This window comes from Tunicatimonas sp. (assembly GCF_049647865.1).
Lineage (GTDB): Bacteria > Bacteroidota > Bacteroidia > Cytophagales > Cyclobacteriaceae > Tunicatimonas.
In genome coordinates this window covers 1-1,969 of the sequence record NZ_JBARYM010000886.1, presented here as the reverse complement: position 1 = coordinate 1,969, position 1,969 = coordinate 1, and the positions used below count along the sequence as shown (strand labels likewise).

The following is a 1,969-nucleotide window of genomic DNA, read 5'->3' as shown; positions in this document are numbered from 1 at the left end:
ACCCTACCTTGCTAGGGTTGCTTCCTAACGGATTACAAGGAGTAGCCTTTGCAGCACTGACCGCAGCGATTGTATCATCGCTCGCCTCAATGGCTAATAGTACTTCTACTATCTTTACGATGGATATTTATCGTCATTATTTTAATAAAAATGCTTCGGAAGCTAACTTGGTACGCACCGGACGAATTGTAGTATTGGTCTCATTTGTGATTGCTTGCTTAGTAGCTCCGGCTTTGGGTGTACTGGATCAAGCGTTTCAGTTTATTCAGGAATACACCGGGTTTGTTTCACCGGGGGTGTTTGCCATCTTCGTATTCGGAGTATTTTGGAAGAAAACTACGCCCAATGCGGCGCTCACCGCAGCCATTCTTACCATACCGCTTTCTACGCTGTTTAAATTTTTCACTCCTGATATTCCGTTCATCAATCGAATGGGAATTGTATTTCTAATCTTAGCGGTAATTATTATCGTAATGAGCTTGGTAGGCGGGAAAGGCAAGGATCAGCCTAACTCGGTAGAAATTGATTCCGGATTATTTAAGACGAGCGCGAAGTTCAACATTGGGGCACTCATGATTATCGGAATTTTAGCGGCACTGTATACTATTTACTGGTAGAAGAAATTTTCAGATTACAAATTGCAAAATTTCCACATCGCAGGTTTCGCTGCTCAGTGTATGAATACTAAAATGAACCAAGAAACTATACAGTCTGAATTTGAAGCCCGCTACGGGAAGCCCACTTTGCTGGTACGATCGCCCGGCCGAGTAAACCTGATTGGCGAGCATACCGATTATCATTTAGGCTTTGTGCTTCCGGCGGCGGTGGATAAGGAAATAATTTTTGCCTTAGCTCCCAGTTCCGATGATCAGGCCCACTTACACGCAGTAAATTTGGACGAATCCATCGCCTTCAATCCGCAAGATTTTCGAAAATCGAACAAAGATTGGGGAAACTACGGACTAGGTGTAGTTGATCAGCGTCGGCAGCGCGGATACTCTATTCCAGCCTTTAATTGTACGTTTGGTGGGAATATTCCGCAGGGGGCGGGCATGTCGTCCTCTGCTGCGTTGGAATGTGGACTGGCAATAGGGCTTAACGAACTGTTTGGTTTAGGAATTGATAAAATTGAGTTGGTTAAGCTATCCCAGCGAGCGGAGAATGAGTTTGTAGGAATGAACTGCGGCATCATGGATCAGTTTGCCAGCGTGTTTGGTAAAGCTCGTCAGGCCCTGAAGCTGGATTGCCGCTCATTGGAGTATCAGTATTATCCGGCTGATATCGCTGGTTATAAAATCGTGCTATTTAATAGCGGAGTGAAGCATTCCTTGGTAGATTCAGAATACAACGTGCGCCGTAGTCAGTGCGAAGAAGGCGTAGCGTTATTACAGAAACTGGGCAAAGAAGTAGAAAGCCTGCGCGATGCTACGCTACCCATGTTGGAGAAAAATCAGGAGCATTTTGATGAAGTAGTCTATCGTCGCTGTGCCTACATTGTCAACGAGAATCAGCGAGTTACGGATGCCTGCGAGGCACTTGCTCGCCAGGATTTAGCCACCTTTGGGCAGAAGTTGTACGAGTCGCAACAGGGTATGCAGCACGAGTACGAAATTACGGTACCCGAAACGGAATTTCTGGTAGATCAGACCCGCAGCGAACCAGCCGTGCTGGGCGGACGGCAGATGGGCGGTGGCTTCGGGGGCTGCATCATTAACTTAATTAAAGAAGCTGAGATTAACCGTTTCTCTGATCAACTTGCCCAAGCCTACAAAGAAAAATTTGATCTAGATTTAGAAGTCTACATTGCCGATATTGTGAATGGAACCGAGACCATGAACAATGTGCAGTGAACAGTTAGCAATGAAAAATATGAAATATGAGATGTGAAGTGTGAAAAACCCGAAGACCGGAGTCCAGAGACCGGAAATTGATCAGTGATGAATGACCAATGCTTGCATCAGCTTAACTG

General features: G+C 45.6%; 2 protein-coding genes. Both read left to right on the top strand.

Annotated features, from left to right (window positions below; translation table 11 throughout):
- A partial coding sequence (locus tag WBA23_RS25385) for a sodium:solute symporter family transporter (protein ID WP_424585080.1) occupies positions 1-617 on the top strand: 617 nt, incomplete at its 5' end.
- 72 nt (positions 618-689) lie between these two features.
- The gene (galK, locus tag WBA23_RS25380; RefSeq protein ID WP_424585079.1) at positions 690-1,850 is read left to right on the top strand and encodes a galactokinase; all 1,161 of its coding nucleotides are present in this window, start codon (positions 690-692) and stop codon (positions 1,848-1,850) included.
- Positions 1,851-1,969: the final 119 nt, after the last annotated feature.